Origin of the sequence: Mesorhizobium sp. M7A.F.Ca.US.014.04.1.1 (assembly GCF_003998745.1) — a bacterium.
Taxonomy (GTDB): domain Bacteria; phylum Pseudomonadota; class Alphaproteobacteria; order Rhizobiales; family Rhizobiaceae; genus Mesorhizobium; species Mesorhizobium ciceri.
Genome location: NZ_RZRW01001548.1, coordinates 1 through 378 on the forward strand (window position 1 = coordinate 1; position 378 = coordinate 378).

The window sequence follows — 378 nt, forward strand, 5'->3', positions numbered from 1 at the left end:
CGGAGCGGAGCGCGAGGGGATCGTCACCGCCGGCGCCATTGGCTCGCCTAAACTTTTGATGCTGTCCGGCATCGGCCCGGCCGCGCATCTCGGGGAGCATGGCATCAAGGTGATCCATGACCTCGCCGGCGTCGGCCAGAACCTGCACGATCACATGGATGTCGACGTGGTCGCCGAACTCAATGGCCCGCACGGCATCGATCGCTACAAGAAAAAGCGCTGGCAAGCGGTCGCAGGCCTCGAATACGCGTTGTTCGGCAAGGGACCGGTGGCCTCCAACATCGTCGAAGCCGGCGGCTTCTGGTGGGGCGACCGGGCGGAGAAGACGCCCGACATCCAGTTCCACTTCCTGCCTGGTGCCGGCGTTGAGGAAGGCAT

At 64.8% G+C, this 378-nt stretch carries 1 protein-coding gene; it reads left to right on the forward strand.

Features of this window, described 5'->3' with window-relative positions; all coding sequences use genetic code 11:
- The coding region (locus EOA22_RS37540; protein WP_206521627.1) for a GMC family oxidoreductase N-terminal domain-containing protein at positions 1–378 on the forward strand (378 nt) is incomplete at both ends.